The organism is Arthrobacter sp. Y81 (assembly GCF_002929335.1).
Classification (GTDB): Bacteria; Actinomycetota; Actinomycetes; order Actinomycetales; family Micrococcaceae; genus Arthrobacter.
Map to the genome: position 1 here is coordinate 1 of NZ_PJIL01000110.1, position 512 is coordinate 512.

Sequence of the window (512 nt, forward strand, 5' to 3'; positions counted from 1 at the left end):
AGAAAGGAGCAGCCCACCAGCTTGGTGCCAGCATACTTACTTTTCGAGCTATTCTGATACAACTCCACGCCGTTAGCGAGGACCGCCGGAACGTTACACAGGGTTTCGACGTTGTTGACACAGGTCGGTTTACCCCATGCGCCGGAGGTCGCCGGGAATGGCGGCTTCGAGCGTGGGTTAGCACGCCGTCCTTCCAGGGAGTTGCTTAACGCTGTTTCTTCGCCGCAGATGTAGCGCCCTGCCCCGGTATGGACGAACAGTTCGAAGTCAAAACCTGTTCCCATAATATTTTTGCCAAGCAGACCTGCTTCGGTGGCTTCGGCAATGGCACGGCGTAGATTCACTGCCGCTTCGATATATTCGCCGCGCAGGAAGATATAGCCACGGTAAGCTTTCAGCGCAAACGCGGAGATGAGCATGCCTTCCACCAGCAGGTGCGGCAGTTGCTCCATCAGCAGGCGGTCTTTATAGGTGCCTGGCTCCATTTCATCGGCGTTACACAGCAGGTAACG

1 pseudogene is annotated in these 512 nt (G+C 56.1%); it reads right to left on the bottom strand.

The features are described from left to right. Window positions 1-512, bottom strand: a pseudogene (locus CXQ91_RS24440) (NADH-quinone oxidoreductase subunit F); the annotation flags it as partial.